Source organism: Treponema sp. OMZ 857 (genome assembly GCF_024181085.1).
Taxonomy (GTDB): domain Bacteria; phylum Spirochaetota; class Spirochaetia; order Treponematales; family Treponemataceae; genus Treponema.
In genome coordinates this window covers 627752-644909 of the sequence record NZ_CP051147.1, presented here as the reverse complement: position 1 = coordinate 644909, position 17158 = coordinate 627752, and the positions used below count along the sequence as shown (strand labels likewise).

Sequence of the window (17158 nt, the reverse complement as noted above, 5' to 3'; positions counted from 1 at the left end):
AAAATAAAGTGCACGAAATTTTTTCAAAATTTCGTGCAAAAGGAATACCGCTTGAAATATTTTGATTGCGGTTGTCCTGTTCTCTTATGTGAATTCTTTTTCGAGTTGCAAAAATACGCAGGCGGGCCATGTGAAGGCCTGATCGTCGTACCCGCAGCCCGTAAACGCATCGTAATTTTCTGCCATTAAACCGATTTTTGTTACCTCAAAAAAACGGTACCCCAAACGTTTTGCGAAATCGGGATATCCGTTCGCTCTTAGGGCATCGATAAACAAATAGGTTACAGGCGCCCATAGGGGGCCGAGCCAATAGCCGCCTTTCTTATACAACGGACTGTCTTTTTGCTCGGTAGTGAGTCCGAACGGAGCTTCAAAGTTTTGTTCCAAATCACGCACTAATGCATCGGCAATCCGTTTATCCATACGGTAGGCAATAACCAATGGCAGATACATCAGCAGCGAATGCCCCGTTCCAATTCTACTGCCCGTGCCGGTATTCCATGCATGAAAAGCGCCATCCTCATAAAACCTGTCCATAAAGCTGTCAAAGAGTTCATCCGCCCGCTGCTTCCACTGTGCAGCCTCAGTATCATTGCCAAGCCTGTGCGCAAAGGAGGACAAGATATCCATTTTTTGAATGAGGAAGGCGCTTAAATCGGGAGATTCCACCGGAACGCCTTCATGGAAAACAGAAGCATTATCCCAGCCTGAATCGTTACCGTGATAGTACAACGGAAAAGCGCTTCCGTTCGGACGGCGGCGGTCAAGCCAATAAAGAGCGGCGTGGCAAAAACTTTTATACGCCGGTAAAAAGTATTCTTGCCGGGAAAAAAGCGGATCCGCTTCCAGCAATTTATTATATGCCCACGCATGAATAGGCGGTTTTAAGCAGTTAAATGATGCAAAGGCATTATTGACATAATCGGGATAGGCGCCGAAAGAATCCTGCGTGTCAAAAAATATTTTCAGCTGTCCGTAGGCTTCTTTCGGATACGTGCCGCCCAATGCAAGTGCCGTAAAGCAATTGTCCCAGCTCCAAATATTAAACATGGTGTTTTTAGACATATACACGGCATCGCAGGTTAATGCTCCTTGCGCATGGACGGTATTGTTCCATACAATATAACGGGCAAGCGAATGGCTTTCTTGATACGTCTCGATGAAGCAAGGAAAGCGGCGTTTCCATTCATCATACTCGGCTGCAAGCTGTTGCTCCGCTTTATCAAAGTCGTCCCTTGTGCACACATCAGGACGAAAAGAAACGGTTGTACTTCTAAGCACGGCGCAGGCAGCTTGCCCATCGGCATTAACCGTAAACACAGGACAGGCGCTTCCTCGTACCGTCCACTTTGATGTTGCAGTACAGCGCCCTTCCAAAACCGACATGCATATTTTTAATTGTTTATCATATAGCTGATGTTCATATTCCCCTTCGGAAACTTGCACAAGCGTATCGTATGCTCCGTCCGTAATTCCTTTTAAACGGATGGTAAAACCGGCAGCTTTGATAAAAAGCCGATCATCCGCAGTACATAACAGCGTAACAAAACAGGCGGCATCATCTTGAGCATGAAATGAAAGAACGGTTTCCGTTCTTTCGCATATCAAGTCTTTCCATACATAACCGTCTATCGAAAGTTCATAGATATTTGAATCGGCACCGTCCCCTCCGTGAAGATCCCGTATATATACTTTTCCTTCATTTTCCGAAACGGCAAAATACGAACCGCATGCACTGAAAGGTACCGTATCAATTCCATACGCAAAACCGTATGTGTTCATTTTATTGCTCCTGAAGTGCCTTCGATAATGTATTTTTGTGCAATCATAAATAACACAATAGGAGGGATAATCATAATGACGGTAATACACAAAATGGGAATAATCTGCGTATCATGCACACCTTTAAACGACGCAAGTCCCAACGCGAGCGTATACTTTGCTCTGCTTTGCAAGAAAATAAGCGGGCCGAGATAGTCGTTCCATACCGTCAGCATATTTAAGACTGCAACTAAAATAAGTTGCGGTTTTAATATCGGCATAAAGATCAGTGCATAAATCTGAAACGCATGAGCACCGTCGATACGGGCGGCTTCCTCAAAGTCGCGCGGAACGCCCGCTAAAAATTGGTGCATCAAAAAAATATAATAGGCCGAACCGAAGAAGGCGGGCACAATCAACGGCTTTAACGTATTGATCCAACCGAAAAGATTAAACTCCATATACAGAGGAATCATTGTTACATCCCACGGAATCATCATCGTAGAAAGCATGATGATAAACAGAATGGTTTTACCTTTAAACCGATACCGTGCAAAGCCGTATGCAGTTAAAGAACAGGCAATGAGCTGCCCGATCGTCGTCATAACCGTAATAAGAACCGAATTAAAAAAATACAACCCAAAGGGCTGGGACTTCCATGCAGCAGCAAAATTACCCCAACGCCATTCTTTAGGGAAAAAGCGGGGCGGATATGCATTTGCCTCCGCTTCCGTTTTAAACACGGTTAGCAACATATATATAAACGGAAATAAAAAATAGAGAGCGATTGCTATCAGCAGAATGTATATCAGTATCTTACTTTTTTTCGACAGCCTCATGTTTCCCTTCCTGACAATTCAACAGTCCCACGTTTCCCTTTCTTGATCTCGGTTTCATAAAACACCCATGCGGAAGAAGACTTAAACACCAACATCGTCAATATCAAAATAATGATGAACATAATCCATGCATTCGCAGAGGCATAACCCAAACGGTGATGTTTAAATGCATTGCGGTACACGTATAATCCATAAAAGTACGTTGCATTCAACGGACCGCCACCGGTCAGCAGCATAACCAGTGTCAACTGCTGGAATGCCGTTATCAACGAAGTTATCAAATTGAATAATATGGTCGGTGTAATAATCGGAAGGGTGATACTGAAAAACTGACGCGCGACACCCGCTCCATCCAAGTCGGCAGCTTCATATAAATCCGCGGGAATGGTTTTGATGTTTGCGTAAAAAATGAGCATCATCGTGCCGACCCCGAAGGCACTTGCTAACACAACAGCAACTAGTGCCCACGACGGATCTAACAGCCACTTAGGACCGGAGATACCTATTAAAGACAAAAGATAATTGAAGATGCCGTAATCGGCATTCAACAGCCATCCCCACACAATTGAAACGGCCACACCTGAAATAACGGTGGGGATATAAAAGACTGTCCTAAAAAATTTAACGCCCGCGACCGGCTGAGAAATCAACAGTGCCAAAAACAACGCAAGGCACATATTCAGAGGCACAAAAATAACGGCATATTTTAATGTGATAAACAACGAACGGTAAAACTGCTTATCCTGCGTGAACATCGTAATATAATTTTTAAAGGCGGAAAAGACGGGTGGCTTTGTAATAGACCAATCAAAAAAGCTCATAATAAGCGACATCAGCAAGGGTCCCGCTGTAAAGGCGATAAACCCAATCACCCATGGAGATATAAAGAGATATGGAGCTATTACATTTTTCTTGTTCATTTTCCGCCCTGTATATTTATTTTCTTTTGCTTATTTCGTTTAAAACACTTGCACTGTTTTCCAATGTAGTCGGATTAAAAATCCTTTCAAATGCCAGCGATAACTCATCCGATAAATCAGACCATGTAGGGCTTATAAAGGCAGAAGGAGTATAACCCGCGCTATGTTCGAGCATCGTATAAAATGGAGCGGTTTTTTCGTCGGCCATGATATTTGCTTCGGCAACAACCGACTTTAAAACCGGCAGTTCATATCCGATACGCTCTTTATTTAATTCAGTTCCCGTCCAGTATTTTATAAACTCCCACGCAGCATCTTTATGCTTTGAGCTTTTTGCAATCGATACGCCTGAACTACTGAGAATACTGATCGAATCTTTCCCTGTTCCTGCAAAGGCGGGAATTTCGACAATACCGTAATTCAAGTTTTCCCGATTAAAGCGTGCAATCGCCCAGCCCCCGTAAACATACATAGCGGTTTTACCGCCGCTCATTTCGTCCGAACCGCCTTTTTCGGTTGCAATAGCCCATCCCTGTTTTTCCATATTTTGGAACATATCGAACACGGCTATACTTTTGGGAGAATTCAAATATCCGTCGGTATTTCCATTGTTATCCATATAGCTTGTTCCATTGCTCCAAAGATACATCTCAAAATCATAAGGGTCAGCCTTTAACTGGAATGAAAATCCTTTTACGCCCGGAACTTTCTCGGTGATAAGCTGAGCGTTTTTCTGTAAATCATCCCATGTCCAATCGGAAGAGGGATAAGCCAAACCCGCTTTATCGAAAATATCTTTATTAAAATACAGACAATGCGTCGTAAACCCGACCGGCATACCGTATATTGTTCCTTTCATCTGATTGTACGGCCACAATGCTTCATAAAAATTTTCTTTATAGGCCTTCCCCTCTTTTTCGATATAGGGCTCCAAGTTTTCCAAACCTTCGTAGTAGGCAGGATAGTTCCACATATACATAACATCGGGAGCATCCCCTGACCCCATACCGGCGCTGATCTTCGTATCATAATCGTCTCCGTAGGCTTCCAATGAAACCTTGATATCGCTATGAGTTTCGTTGAACCGATCGACCAGCTTTTGCTGGGCTTCCAAAGTTTCGGCGCTATCCCACGAAGCAAATCTGATTTCCGTTTTGCCGGAGCCTTGTGAAGCCTGCTTTGAGCAGCCGATAAAAAATACTGCGCAGACAATAACGCATACCATTACACTAAATAATCTTTTTCTCATGTTTTTCCCCTTCTATAAAACAGATGTTTAGTAAATATATTGTAAGTTTACTAAGTAAATTTGTCAAGTTTTTATTTTTTAGAAACTGAATCAAAAAACCCCGACGAGAGATTATATTCACTCATCGGGGTTTACTATATGCACACTTAATCCAATCGAAAAGCCTATTTACCCTACGGCATTTTCGATAATACGGATGAGTAAATCGATCCCTTTATAGATGGAGCTGACGGGGATGCACTCAAAACGGCCGTGGAAGTTAAAGCCGCCGGCAAAGATGTTCGGACAAGGGAGGCCCATAAACGAAAGCCGTGCGCCGTCTGTTCCGCCGCGGATGGGGTGGATAATCGGCGTGATGCCGATCTCTTCCATAGACTTCTTCGCAAGGTCGATAATTTCGATATGCGGTTCAATTTGTCCGCGCATATTATAGTAGCTGTCTGTAATGGAAAGCGTGATGATGGCGCCGTATTTTGTGTTCAAAAAAGCAACGGCATTCCGCAGCAGCGTTTTCTTTTGCTCGAATTTGTCGGTAGAATGGTCGCGGATGATATACGACATGGACGTGTGATCCACTGCGCCGTTAAGGTGAGTAAGCAGAAAAAAGCCTTCATACCCTTCCGTATATTCGGGCTTTTGTTCCACGGGCAGCATAGCGTCCAGCTCGCCGGCAACCCGCAGCGAATTGATCATGATATTCTTTGCCGTGCCCGGATGGACGTTTTTCCCTTGAATTTCGATTTTCGCACTTGCGGCATTAAAGTTTTCGTATTCAAGCTCGCCGATTTCTCCACCGTCGATGGTATACGCAAAATCCGCTCCGAATTTTTTTACATCGAAGAGGTCTGCACCTCTGCCGATTTCCTCGTCGGGGGTAAAGCCGATTTTAATCGTACCGTGCTGCACCTGTGGGTTGTCGCGGAGGTATTCAACCATTCCCATGATGATGGTGATGCCCGATTTATCATCCGCGCCCAAAAGCGTGGTACCGTCAGTGGTGATAATGTCTTCGCCGATAAGCTTGTTGAGGAACGGAAATTCCTTTACTGTCAGCGAATAGGTTTCGTTCAGTTTAATATCGCCGCCTTTATAGTGTACGATCTGCGGGTTGACGCATTTTCCGTCCAAGTCGGGCGCGGTATCCATGTGTGCAATAAATCCGATAACCGGCGCTTTTTTATCGGTGTTGGCAGGGATTGTTCCGTAGACATATCCGTGCGCATCCTGTTCGGCATCGGCTACGCCCAGCTCGTGCAATTCCTGCACCAACATCTTTCCAAGCTCAAGCTGTCCCTTGGTGCTGGGGCATTCGGGATTATCTTCATTCGATTTGGTATCGACTGCAATGTATTTAAAAAAGCGTTTTACTGCATCCATAACGTATTCCTCCTTACTTTCCGGTAAACAGTTTTTTCAGCATACCGAATATGCCCGTTTTTTGTTTTACCGGCTGAGTTTGTGCCGGAGACTGTACCGGCGCCTTTCCGGTTCGGCTCCGCTGTTCAGGCATTCGGTCTTGGTTCTGCCGTCTCTTTTGCTTTGCTCCCTGCCGTGTATCGCCCGTTTGGGACGGAACGTATTTATCACCCTTGCGCCGCTTTTTCTCAGGCTGCCCTTGCCGGTTTTTAGTGCGGTTTGCTGGGGCTCCCGCCTTTCCTTTCTTGTCGGCAGGAGACTGAGCATTGCGGCTTTCTTTGGCGCTTTCGGTACCCTTGTTGGTATCCGCAAGGGCGGCGCTCTCCTGTGAGGCAAGTTTTTTTCCGTACTGTTTTTTGTAGTATGCCATCCGCTCTTCAAAGCTCAAGCCGCCGAGTGAGTCGGCAGATTTTCTGTCGGTTTTGTCTTCTCCCTGCGTGCCTTTCTTTTTACGCTTTGAATCGGCAAGCCGGGACGCAGGTTTCGCTGTTTTAGCGCCGCGCCGGGAGTCTCTATCTTCCCGCCTCGATTTTTCACCGGGGCGCGGCTTGCGTCCGAACCGTCCGCCGGATCGTTCTTCGTCAAAGGAATCGCGGTCAAGCCGTATATACTGATCGGCGCTGCGGTCTTTTTCAAAATCCTCTTCACCGGGGATAACAACCGGTATCTTTGCTTCTATATACTTCTCTATATCGGGGAGGTTGTACACATCCTGTTCCGAGCAAAGGCTGTACGCAGCGCCGGTCTTTCCCGCCCGCGCCGTTCTGCCGATTCGGTGCACGTAGTTCTCCGCCTCATTCGGAAGATCGTAGTTGATAACCATTGCGAGGTCATTGATGTCGATTCCCCGCGCCGCGACATCGGTTGCAACCAAACAGCTGAGTTTACCCGCCTTAAACGAATCGATAATATGCAGCCGCTTCGGTTGGGGCAAATCGCCGATGAGGAATTCCGTCGCATAGCCGTTAATGCGCAGCCGCTTTGCAACAATCTCCGTTGTTTTTTTGGTGTTGCAGAAGATGATGGCATTCTCCGGTTTTTCGTTACGCAAGATACCGAGCAGCAGGGACATCTTTTGTTCCGCAGCCACGTGGAACAGCTTCTGATTGATTTCATCAACCGTCACATTATCCGCATCGATGGTGATTTCTTTTGCATCGATGGTGTATTCCCATGCGAGGTTCTTTACCCACGTATTTAAGGTCGCGCTGAACAGCATCGTTTGCCGCTCTTCCGCCTTGGACAATACCGAAAGGAGGCTGCGCAGATCAGGATAAAAGCCCATATCGAACATGCGATCTGCTTCATCAACGACTAAAAAGCCGACATTTTTCAGCTTCATGGTTTTTGATTTTTCAAGATCGATAACGCGGCCGGGGGTACCGATGATAAGGTCTACTCCGTTTTTAAGCGCTTCTTCCTGCTGCTGATACCCGACGCCGCCGTAAAAGCTTGCGGCACGGATCCCCGTATGTTTACCTAATTTAAGCGCTTCTTCTTCAACTTGAACGGCAAGTTCCCGCGTGGGAACAAGAATCAAAGCGGGGCGGCGGTCTTCGGTTCCTGCAGCAAGCATCCGCTGCATCAGTGTTACCAGATACGCAGCTGTTTTTCCCGTACCTGTTTGAGATTGTACATAAAGATCGGAACCGTCCATTCCTGCGGAAAACACCTGCTCTTGAACCGGAGTACATTCAATATAACCGGCTTCTTCAAGCCCCTGTAAAAGATGAGAATCTAGATTACAATTAGAAAAATTCATTTGCCGATAAGTATAGCACACGGGCGCCGTTATGAATAGCGGATTAAAAGATTTTTACCCCGATAAAACTCTGTTCAAAATGCATTTAAACGGCAAAAAGAAACTATCATCCAAGTCTTGCACTTTTTCCATTAAAAGACTATGCTGTTTGCAAATCGGATATATTATATTGAATAATATAGTATACACACCTATTCACACCATACTTTAGAAGGACGATACTATGCCTGAAAAAAACCTCGTAATGATTGACGGTAATACTGCCGCCGGTCACGTTGCGCATGCGCTCAGCGAAGTTATCGCAATTTATCCTATCACGCCGTCAAGCCCGATGGGGGAAGTTGCCGATGAGTATTCCGCCCATGGAAAGACTAATATCTGGGGAACCGTGCCGCAAGTTGTCGAATTGCAATCAGAAGGAGGAGCTTCCGGCGCTGTTCACGGTGCATTAACCACGGGAGCGCTCTCTTCAACCTTTACCGCATCACAGGGTCTCTTACTGATGATCCCCAATATGTACAAAATTGCCGGTGAGCTTACCAGCACGGTGTTCCACGTTGCTGCACGCGCGTTGGCCACCAGCGCTCTTTCCATCTTCGGCGACCATCAGGACGTTATGGCATGCCGCCAAACCGGTTGGGCAATGCTTGCTTCCAATTCCGTACAGGAAGTTATGGATCTCGCGATTATCGCTCATACTGCGACGCTCGAAGCGCGCGTTCCGTTCCTCCACTTCTTCGACGGTTTTAGAACCTCCCACGAAATTCAGAAGATTGAAGAAGTTTCGCAGGATGTGATGCGTCAGATGATCAATGATGATCTGGTACGTGCACACCGTCTCCGCGGCTTAACACCCGAAAAACCGATGATCCGCGGAACCGCTCAGAACCCTGACGTATATTTCCAAGCGCGCGAAGCAGTCAATAAATACTATCTGGCAACCCCCGAAATCGTTCAGCGGGTTATGGATAAATATGCAGCCTTGACCGGACGCGCTTATCACCTGTTCGACTATTACGGCGATCCCAATGCGGAATCGGTCATCATTCTGATGGGTTCCGGTGCTGACACGGTAGAAGAGACCGTAGACTATCTGAATAGTCAAGGTAAAAAGTACGGCTTACTGAAAGTACGCTTATACCGCCCCTTCAGCGCGGAGGCCTTTGTAAAAGCATTGCCCGCCTCCGTACAAAACATCACGGTACTTGACCGCTCGAAAGAACCCGGCTCGCTCGGTGAAGCGCTCTACGAAGATGTGCGTACCGCTATCGGCGAAATGCAGGCTGCAAAGAAATGCCCCTTTACTCACTATCCCGTTATCCTCGGCGGCCGCTACGGTATGGGTTCAAAAGAATTCACCCCGGCAATGGTTAAAGCCGTATTCGATAATATGGAAGGGGAAAAGAAGAGCAACTTTGCCATCGGCATCGAAGACGACGTAACCCATGTAAGCCTTGCTTACGACCATCACTTCCATGTTGATGATTCCGGTATGCATCAGGCTATGTTCTACGGACTCGGCTCGGACGGTACGGTCGGCGCCAACAAGAACTCCATCAAAATTATCGGTGAAGCGACCGACAACAACGCACAAGCCTATTTTGTGTACGACTCCAAGAAGTCCGGATCAATTACTACCTCGCACTTACGCTTTGGAAAGAAAAAAATCCGCAAGCCCTACCTCGTCGGACAGGCGGACTTTATTGCGTGCCATAAATTCACCTTCCTCGAAACGTATGATATGCTCAAGAGCCTTAAAAAAGGCGGAACCTTCCTTTTGAACAGCCACTGGAATAAGGATGAGGTATGGGAGCACCTGCCGGTAGAAGTGCAGAAAGATCTTATCGCAAAAGAAGCGAAGTTCTACGTTATCGACGGTGTAAAGATTGCGGAAAAAGCAGGCATGGGCAACCGTATCAACGTTGTTATGCAAACCGCATTCTTTAAAATTTCCGGTATTTTGCCCGAAGCCGAAGCGGTAGCGCTGATTAAGAAATTTATCGAAAAATCCTACGGCAAGAAAGGGCCGGAAATTGTTCAGAAGAACATCAAGACCATCGATATGGCGCTTGAAGGCGTTGAACAGGTTACCTACCCCAAAGAAGCAAACGGCAAACTTTCACGCCATGCCGCAATGAGTTCCGATGCGCCGAAGTTTGTCCGTGAAATACTGGGGAAAATCGCTATCAACGAAGGCGATGCGGTAAAGGTAAGCGAAATTCCGGCAGACGGTACCTTTCCGACTGCAACCACCCAGTATGAAAAACGCGCAATCGCAGAGCGTATCCCGATTTGGAAGAGCGAACTCTGTATCCAGTGCGGTCAGTGTACGGTTGTATGTCCCCATGCCGTTATCCGAATGAAGGCATTCGACAAATCCAATGCCGACCGTGCGCCTTCGACATTCCGTTCCATTCCGTATAAGGGCAAGGAATTCGACAACTCGCTGTTTACCATTCAGGTTTCTCCCGAAGATTGTACGGGATGCGGTATCTGTGTCGAGCAGTGTCCTGCGAAGTCCAAGGAAAATCCCGCGGTTAAAGCAATTAATATGGAAAGCTTTGTTGAACACCGTGCCGTTGAATCGGAAAACTGGAAGTTCTTTATGAGTCTCCCCGACCCCGATACGCGCAAGGTCAACTTGAGCCAGCCGAAAGGCCTCGGTATGCGCCGTCCGCTCTTTGAATTCTCCGGCGCTTGCGCAGGCTGCGGTGAAACCCCCTATATCGGCGTCTTATCGCAACTCTTCGGTGACCGTGCCGTTATTGCGAACGCAACCGGTTGTTCTTCCATTTACGGCGGTAACCTCCCCACAACTCCGTATGCAAAACGCGCGGACGGACGAGGCCCGGTATGGTCGAACTCCCTCTTTGAAGATGCAGCCGAATTCGGTTACGGTATGCGCTTAACCAGCGATAAACTTGCGGAATACGCGCGCGAAGTTGCCGGCAAGCTCAAGGCAAAAGGTGTTGCCGTTGCCGCTATTGATAAGGTATTGAGCAATACGCAGGCTGATGATGCTGCAATCGATGAGCAGCGCGGCTTTGTCGATGAGCTGAAAAAAGAATTGGAAAAATCTTCCGACCCGCTCGCAAAAGAGCTGCTGTCCTTAACCGATCACTTTATTAAGCGTTCCGTATGGATACTCGGCGGTGACGGCTGGGCATACGATATCGGCTACGGCGGTTTGGATCATGTTCTTGCTTCCGGCAGAAACATCAATGTACTGGTTATGGATACGGAAGTATATTCCAATACCGGCGGTCAGATGTCAAAGGCTACTCAGATCGGCGCTATCGCAAAGTTTGCCGCATCCGGTAAAGAGACCAGCAAAAAAGACCTCGGTATGATGGCGATGAGCTACGGTTATGTGTATGTTGCACAGGTTTCCATGGGTGCAAATATGTCGCAGGTTATTAAAGCATTCCGTGAAGCGGAAAGCTATGATGGGCCTTCGATTATCATCGCATACAGCCATTGTATCAACCACGGTATCAACATGACGAAGGGTATGTTGAACCAGAAAGAGGCTGTTGCCTGCGGTCTGTGGCCGTTGTATCGCTACGACCCGCGCTTAACCGATCAGGGCAAAAACCCCTTCCAGCTTGACAGCAAAGAGCCGGACTTTAACCTTGCGGACTTTATGTACAAAGAAGTACGCTTCAAGGCGTTAAAGAATGCAAACCCCGAACGCGCTCAAATGCTGCTTGATAAAGCGGTTGCGAAGGCAAAGCGGCGCTGGCAGGAGTATAAATATCTTGCCGACCGCCCGTTCTAAGCGGATACGGTAGAGAGCGCGGGGCTGTCGAAAAAGTAACCAACTTTTGAGACATCCCCGTGTTCGGTAATATAACGATAAAAACAACAAGCCGCTTGCTTCCGGTTGGAGGCAAGCGGCTTTGTTATGAAAGGCGCTGTAAGATTTTTTGCAGCGCCTTTTTTTATTTGTGGAGAAGGAGCCATCTCCGATGTACCGCGCCGAAAAACACGGCGTTTCCTACCAGCCTCCCGAAGCTCCGCCACAAATAGTTTAAGGCAGCAAGATAAGCCGCAAGAGTATTGAAAAACCATCGCCTTTCATATTTTTTTCGTTGACAAGTTTTTGAAAGCAGCGGTATAATTAACCCCATCCGGGCTCTTGAAAAACCGTTTTGAATCTTTCAAGGTGCCCGCTTATTTTTTCAAAAATTTGTAGGAACGAAAAAGGAGTTTTCTAACATGAAAAAATTTGGAATTGTAGCGGTTTGTTTGTTGTTAATCGGGCTTATTGCCGGATGCGGGCAGCAAAAGAAAGCGGACGATGTGCTGAGTGTTATCAATAATGCGAAAGACACAAGCATTGAACAGTTAATCGAGCGTGCAAAGGCGGAAACCGGTGATTTTACCGTGTACTCCACATCCTCGAAAACCGATAAAACGGTCAAGGCGTTCTTTGCTAAATACGGACTGCAAGGAACCGGTTCCGGCGTAAAGCAGAGTGAAAAAGATTTCTATTCTGCTATTGAAAAGCTGATTGACGGCGGTTCGGCAGAAATTGATGCAGTCGTTACCCAAAACGGAGCTTCTTTAAGTGTTGAATTAGGCGCTGGAAATCTTATCAATTATAATCCCGTTGTACCCGGCGCAGCGAAGAGCGATATGTACGCATTTATGTACTATTTTAAAGAATTTGCAATGGATAAAAAGTTTGATGAACAGATTACCAATGTGTGGGATTTAATCGACACCTCATCGGCAGTCTATTACCGAAAAGCGGGAGAGCCGATTAACCAGCTGTTTATGGCAGCGTTGACATCCGATGCATGGGCACAAAAATTGTCTGCTGCCTATGACGAAAAATACGGCGCAGGAACATGTGATTCCGCTGTAGCTGCCGGAAACTTTAAGAATGCTGGCTATTTATTTATAGACGGTTTTTTGAAAAAAGCAACCGATTACGAAAGTGAAGGAAAGATAGCATCCAAGATTGTTGTCGATGCGGAAAAGCCCGTTATCGGATTTTCTCCGGTAACAAAGTATTCAACCGGTGCAGGGGGAACGTACAACAAAGTAAAATTTTTCAATAAAATGAAAGGCTTTAACGGTTATGCGTATAAATTTTATACGCAGATTGCAAAAACAACCGACCGTCCGTATACGGCGATGCTCTTTATTAACTATCTGTCAACGGCAGAAGGCATTGCGAACTATCAGGAAGGGAATGGGGTATATTCTACAAATAACACGGTACAGCAGGATATAGATTCGTTACTCGACGGATTTGTACTGGAAAATTATGCCGATATAAAATCCGATTGGGCATCGATTGTCAAACTTCTTGAAGGGTATAATTGATCCGGTTTGTATCTTGTATATATATGAAACCTATGACACTTACCGTGAAGAGGGCCGGCAACAAGTTAAAAGCGTTTTTCGCACAGCCCTCAAATATCATTCTTACCGTTGCGCTCATTTTACTCGGTATAACGACGATCTTCCCGCTCATTTCGATGATTATCGAAAGTTTTACCGTACATTTACGGGAGGCTCTGTTTCATGGAGAGCCGGCGGGAAGCATATCGCTCAGCGGATGGAAATCGCTTTTACTCACGTCGGAGTATAACTACAGTAAAAATTACTTTTACGTTCCGCTGTTTAACTCAATCTCCATGGCGTTGATTGCTTCCGCTGTTGCCATTGTTATCGGCGGAGTATTTGCATGGTTTATCAACCGGACGAACATCCCGCTGAAAAAACCGATATCGGCGTTGCTTTTATTTCCGTACATTATGCCGTCGTGGACGATTGCGCTTTTTTGGCATAATATGTTTGCTAACGTAACGGTGCATGGGTGCAGTGCAAACGGCATTATCGCTTCGTTGTTCCATATCTATGCGCCGGAGTGGTTTGTCTACGGACGGTTCCCTATCGGGATGACGCTCGGTATTCACTATGCGCCGTTTGCCTATATTCTGATCGGCGGTATTCTGAAAAACATGGATGCCAACCTTGAAGAAGCGGCAACCATTCTAAAAACGCCGCGTTGGAGGATCCTTACAAAAATTACCTTACCGATTGTAGCTCCCGCGATGATGAATACGTTTTTGCTGGTGTTCGCCAGTTCCGTAAGCGCGTATGCCGTACCCGTTTTTCTCGGTACTCCTATCGGCTTTATGACGTTAACCACCTCGATGACCTATTTTAATCAGGCATATCCGGCGCAAGGCTACGCAGTCGGTATCGTGCTGGTAATATTAGGGCTATTCGTACTGGGCATCAACAACCTGTTTACCGGAAAACGGAAGTCATACACAACGGTAACCGGCAAGAGTTCGCAAGTATCATTCATCAATCTAAAAGCAGCGCGGCAGCCGCTTGCAGCAGCAGGTCTTCTTATCGTCTTCGCTATCTCCATTCTGCCGATGATCACCTTTGCACTGGAATCGGTATTGAAAAGCGCCGGTAATTATACACTCGGCAATATGTCGTTTAATTTCTGGATCGGAGACCCCAATTCTCAAGCTCTGCAAGCGCAATACTATAACTGGGAAGGCGGTATTTTGGTCAATGCTCATGTATGGAGTGCGCTGGGGCATAGTTTACTGCTCTCACTTGCCTGCGCACTGATTGCCGGTACGTGCGGACTGTTGGTCGGCTACGCGGTTGTAAACAAACGGCATTCCAAGCTATCCAAAATCGTGAGCACACTCGCGTTTATTCCATATCTTATTCCTTCGATGGCGTTCGGTATGGCGTATCTTGCGCTGTCGGTTAACTGGTCATTTTTATACGGGTCATTTTTTCTGCTCGTGTTGGTCGGCGCTATTAAATATATGCCTTTTGCAACAAAGTCCGCTACAGGCGCGATGCTGCAGCTGTCAGGCGAAATAGAAGAAGCCGCAATTTTAACCAATACGCCGTGGTGGAAACGGATGCTGAAAATTATCTTTCCGATTCAAAAGCCGAGTTTCTTGTCGGGATATCTCTTGCCATTTATCTCGTGTATGCGCGAATTGTCTTTGTTCGTGCTTTTGATTGTGGATAGTAATTTCATTACAACAACCCTACTGATGTATTACAACGAAAAAGGATATTCTCAGTACGGCAATGCGTTAAACTTATTGATTGTCATTATCGTGCTGCTTATCAACTGGGTGGTGAATAAATTGACAGGTGCAAGCGTTACGAAAGGCGTAGGAGGAAAATAAGATGTCTGAGATTATATTGGAACAGGTGACAAAGCAATGGGGAAAATTTGTCGGCGTCGATAACCTCAATATGACAATAGACGACCGTGCATTTGTAACGCTGCTTGGTCCTTCCGGCTGCGGAAAAACCACAACGCTCCGGATGATTGCGGGACTGGAAACGCCTACATCGGGAAAGATTATCATCGACGGCACGCCCGTCTTCGATTCGGAGAAAGGAATCAATGTGCCGCCGTCAAAACGGAATGTCGGCTTTTTGTTTCAAAACTATGCGTTGTGGCCGCACATGACGGTATATCAAAATATTGCATTCGGCTTGCAAAACTTAAAGTGGGATAGCCGGCGCATCAGAGAACGGGTGGCGGAGCTGCTTGCCTTGCTGAAAATCGAGCAATTTGAAAAAAGATATCCGAGTGAGCTTTCAGGCGGACAACAGCAGCGGGTTGCTATTGCGCGCACGCTTGCTCCCAATCCTAAAATTTTATTTATGGATGAGCCGCTGTCAAACCTTGATGCAAAGCTGAGGACGGAAATACGGGTTGAACTGAAACGGCTGCACAGCACGACCGATTCCACATTTGTATATGTTACGCATGATCAGCTGGAAGCGATGACGCTTTCTACCAAGGTCTGCATTATGGAAAAGGGACTGTTAAAGCAATACGCCGCTCCACTCGAAATGTACAATAAGCCGTCGTGTGTATTTGTCGGCGACTTTATCGGTAATCCTACTATGAATTTTATCGAGGCGGAATACCGTAAGGGTACCATTCAATTTTGCGGATTGCAGGCGGAATTTGTCAGCGATACCCCACTCCCGTTTGAAGAAAAAAGCGTTATTCTCGGCATTCGTCCTGAATATGTGCAGATAAGCGAACACGGAAGCGCAGAAGGAACCGTCTTTTCAACCTTACCTGCAGGCATGGAAACAACCGTTAAAATCAATTCGCACGGCACCATTCTTACTTCCGTTGTGTTCGGCAGTGTCGATTATGACATTGATAAAAAAGTCTCATTCGATTTTTCCGGTAACTCCATCATCCTCTTCGATAAAGAAACCGAAGCAAATATTGCGATGGGTCGCTTGGGCATCTCTAAAACTCAAGGTTAGTTTTTAGAGGTTCGTACTTGCAGTTTAATGGATAGCAGCATGACGTCAGAAACATTACATCACCTCTACGATTATTTGGTTCCGCTGGTAACGGGAGCCTATCGGGAAGCATCACAGTATAGTGTTCAAGGAATTGAAAAAAAAGAATTGAACGATATTGCCACGTTTACCGACCGGTTTATGGAACAAGCAATTGTAGAAGGAATCCGGCAGCGCTTTCCCGATCATACATTTATCGGCGAAGAATACGGCGAAAACCGTGGGGAAAGCCCCTACGAATGGCTTATCGATCCGATTGACGGTACGGTGAATTTTGCTGCCGGTATTCCAATGTTCGGCACAACGCTCGCCTTACGGAAAAATAAAGAAACGATTTTCGGTATCATATTCGATTGGCCGAATAACACTATTTACTACGCAATCAAAGGCGAGGGAGCGTACTGCGGCACTATGAAACTGCGGGTGTCGCAGCGTTCGCAGCTTGACGAATCGATTGTCAGTATTTGTTTAACATCGAGTTATAATGCCGAATACAGCGGAAAAGTGCTCGACCTTATACAAAAATTACAGCCGCATGTACGCGGCATACGGATAATTGTTTGTACGGTCTATGAGCTTATCTGGCTTGCAACCGGCAAAAGCGAAGCAATGATCAACGTCAAGCCGTCAATGGGCTTAAGTTCCTGTGCCGGTAAGTTGATTGTCAGCGAAGCGGGCGGTAAGGTAACCAATCTATCGAATAAGCCGCGACAAGAAATCGATGATTTATTAATCACCAACTCGGTTATCCATGATGCAGTGTATAACATTATCGCGTAGGCATCCAAATAATACTATCCCGTGATATGACATACTCACATCACGGGTATTCCCGATCTACTATGAATTATAAATACAGCGGAAGTACTCTACG

The 17158-nt window shown here is 46.4% G+C and carries 11 protein-coding genes; 5 read left to right on the top strand and 6 right to left on the bottom strand.

Annotated elements, in window-relative coordinates; all coding sequences use genetic code 11:
• Positions 1-84: 84 nt before the first annotated feature.
• The 6 genes from E4N66_RS02970 to E4N66_RS02945 form a co-directional block, all read right to left on the bottom strand.
• Positions 85-1782 carry an amylo-alpha-1,6-glucosidase gene (locus tag E4N66_RS02970; protein WP_253728906.1) on the bottom strand — a complete coding sequence of 566 codons (1698 nt, stop codon included), beginning with the start codon at positions 1780-1782 and terminating at the stop codon, positions 85-87.
• Positions 1779-2600, bottom strand: a complete 822-nt coding sequence (locus tag E4N66_RS02965; RefSeq protein WP_253714342.1) for a carbohydrate ABC transporter permease — start codon at positions 2598-2600, stop codon at positions 1779-1781. Before E4N66_RS02965 ends, E4N66_RS02970 begins: the two co-directional genes overlap by 4 nt.
• Positions 2597-3520 carry a carbohydrate ABC transporter permease gene (locus E4N66_RS02960; RefSeq protein ID WP_253728905.1) on the bottom strand — a complete coding sequence of 308 codons (924 nt, stop codon included), beginning with the start codon at positions 3518-3520 and terminating at the stop codon, positions 2597-2599. Before E4N66_RS02960 ends, E4N66_RS02965 begins: the two co-directional genes overlap by 4 nt.
• Positions 3521-3536: 16 nt before the next feature.
• Positions 3537-4769 (bottom strand): ABC transporter substrate-binding protein, encoded by a 1233-nt coding sequence (locus tag E4N66_RS02955; RefSeq protein ID WP_253728904.1) that lies wholly within the window; start codon positions 4767-4769, stop codon positions 3537-3539.
• 168 nt (positions 4770-4937) lie between these two features.
• The gene (gene pepT, locus E4N66_RS02950; protein WP_253728903.1) at positions 4938-6146 is read right to left on the bottom strand and encodes a peptidase T; all 1209 of its coding nucleotides are present in this window, start codon (positions 6144-6146) and stop codon (positions 4938-4940) included.
• A gap of 13 nt (positions 6147-6159) precedes the next feature.
• On the bottom strand, positions 6160-7947 hold the full coding sequence (locus E4N66_RS02945) for a DEAD/DEAH box helicase (RefSeq protein WP_253728902.1): 1788 nt from the start codon (positions 7945-7947) through the stop codon (positions 6160-6162).
• Positions 7948-8170: 223 nt separating this feature from the next.
• Here E4N66_RS02945 and nifJ point away from each other — a divergent pair, with 223 nt between their 5' ends.
• From nifJ to E4N66_RS02920, 5 genes are all read left to right on the top strand, one after another.
• Positions 8171-11725 (top strand): pyruvate:ferredoxin (flavodoxin) oxidoreductase, encoded by a 3555-nt coding sequence (gene nifJ / locus E4N66_RS02940; RefSeq protein WP_253728901.1) that lies wholly within the window; start codon positions 8171-8173, stop codon positions 11723-11725.
• Positions 11726-12165: 440 nt separating this feature from the next.
• Positions 12166-13281, top strand: coding sequence for a hypothetical protein (locus E4N66_RS02935; protein ID WP_253728900.1), 1116 nt, complete (start codon positions 12166-12168; stop codon positions 13279-13281).
• 23 nt (positions 13282-13304) lie between these two features.
• On the top strand, positions 13305-15134 hold the full coding sequence (locus E4N66_RS02930) for an ABC transporter permease (protein WP_253728899.1): 1830 nt from the start codon (positions 13305-13307) through the stop codon (positions 15132-15134).
• A gap of 1 nt (position 15135) precedes the next feature.
• Positions 15136-16245, top strand: a complete 1110-nt coding sequence (locus E4N66_RS02925) for an ABC transporter ATP-binding protein (protein WP_253728898.1) — start codon at positions 15136-15138, stop codon at positions 16243-16245.
• A 39-nt stretch (positions 16246-16284) separates the two neighbouring features.
• Positions 16285-17064: an inositol monophosphatase family protein gene (locus E4N66_RS02920; RefSeq protein WP_253728897.1), complete on the top strand. Its 780-nt coding sequence runs from the start codon at positions 16285-16287 to the stop codon at positions 17062-17064.
• Positions 17065-17158 lie beyond the last annotated feature (94 nt).

Bases quoted from the DNA above. Each gene is read 5' to 3' on its own strand.
- E4N66_RS02945 (WP_253728902.1), bottom strand. From the start codon at position 7,947: ATGAATTTTTCTAATTGTAATCTAGATTCTCATCTTTTACAGGGGCTT.
- E4N66_RS02935 (WP_253728900.1), top strand. From the start codon at position 12,166: ATGAAAAAATTTGGAATTGTAGCGGTTTGTTTGTTGTTAATCGGGCTT.
- pepT (WP_253728903.1), bottom strand. From the start codon at position 6,146: ATGGATGCAGTAAAACGCTTTTTTAAATACATTGCAGTCGATACCAAA.
- E4N66_RS02970 (WP_253728906.1), bottom strand. From the start codon at position 1,782: ATGAACACATACGGTTTTGCGTATGGAATTGATACGGTACCTTTCAGT.
- E4N66_RS02965 (WP_253714342.1), bottom strand. From the start codon at position 2,600: ATGAGGCTGTCGAAAAAAAGTAAGATACTGATATACATTCTGCTGATA.
- E4N66_RS02955 (WP_253728904.1), bottom strand. From the start codon at position 4,769: ATGAGAAAAAGATTATTTAGTGTAATGGTATGCGTTATTGTCTGCGCA.
- E4N66_RS02960 (WP_253728905.1), bottom strand. From the start codon at position 3,520: ATGAACAAGAAAAATGTAATAGCTCCATATCTCTTTATATCTCCATGG.
- E4N66_RS02920 (WP_253728897.1), top strand. From the start codon at position 16,285: ATGACGTCAGAAACATTACATCACCTCTACGATTATTTGGTTCCGCTG.
- E4N66_RS02930 (WP_253728899.1), top strand. From the start codon at position 13,305: ATGAAACCTATGACACTTACCGTGAAGAGGGCCGGCAACAAGTTAAAA.
- E4N66_RS02925 (WP_253728898.1), top strand. From the start codon at position 15,136: ATGTCTGAGATTATATTGGAACAGGTGACAAAGCAATGGGGAAAATTT.
- nifJ (WP_253728901.1), top strand. From the start codon at position 8,171: ATGCCTGAAAAAAACCTCGTAATGATTGACGGTAATACTGCCGCCGGT.